1 protein-coding gene is annotated in these 785 nt (G+C 35.4%); it reads left to right on the top strand.

What is annotated here, in order from left to right:
* Positions 1-785: immunoglobulin domain-containing protein (locus NQ163_RS20560; RefSeq protein WP_268192188.1), on the top strand; the 785-nt coding region annotated here is incomplete at both ends.

The following is a 785-nucleotide window of genomic DNA, read 5'->3' as shown; positions in this document are numbered from 1 at the left end:
TACACCGAAACAGCTCCAGTTGATGGAGAATCATACTATTGTGAGGTGAAAAATTTTTGTGGAACAGTTCAGTCAAAAGTTGCAAGTTTAACTGTGGTTGAAATATTATCAACTACTAATCCTGGAAATTTGACAATTGCTGATGGAGCGAATGCTACCTTTAGCGTTACTGCATCAGGTGAGCCAAACTATTCTTACCAGTGGCAAGAAGATTCAGGAGCAGGATTTATTGATATTCCAGAAGGTGGTAAATATTCAGGAACTAAAACAGCGGAGTTAAAAATTACAAATGCGGATAAAGCAACATTCGATGGTTATAAATACCAATGTATTGTTAGTACAAGTGGAACAGTTTGTGTTCCGAATGTAACAAGTGGTATAGCTACTTTAACAATTGAAGCAGTTGATAAAATATTAAACCAACCAACTAATATTGAGGTTTGTTTTAATGATAAGGTGGAGTTAAGCGTAGAAGGAAAGGTTGCAGGTTTAACTTACGAGTGGATGTACCATAAAGGAACACTTCCTTTTGTACCAATTGATGCAAGTATGATAACAAGTATTGATGCTACCAATAAAATTTCGACTCTTAGTTTTGATGCAAATGACTTGGATATTAACAACTGGAATTTTAAATGTATTGTATCAGCAGCAATTGGCACTCCTGAGGAATCAACAGAAGTTTCAGTCAGAGTATTAAAAGATATAGCTGTGACAACAGTAAGTGAAGATTTCACACCATGTTTGAATTCTCCTTTCTCAATTTCAATAGCAGCAACAGGTGA

The organism is Marinifilum sp. D737, from assembly GCF_026672275.1.
Taxonomy (GTDB): Bacteria; Bacteroidota; Bacteroidia; order Bacteroidales; family Marinifilaceae; genus Marinifilum.
This window is presented reverse-complemented; position numbering and strand designations above follow the sequence as displayed.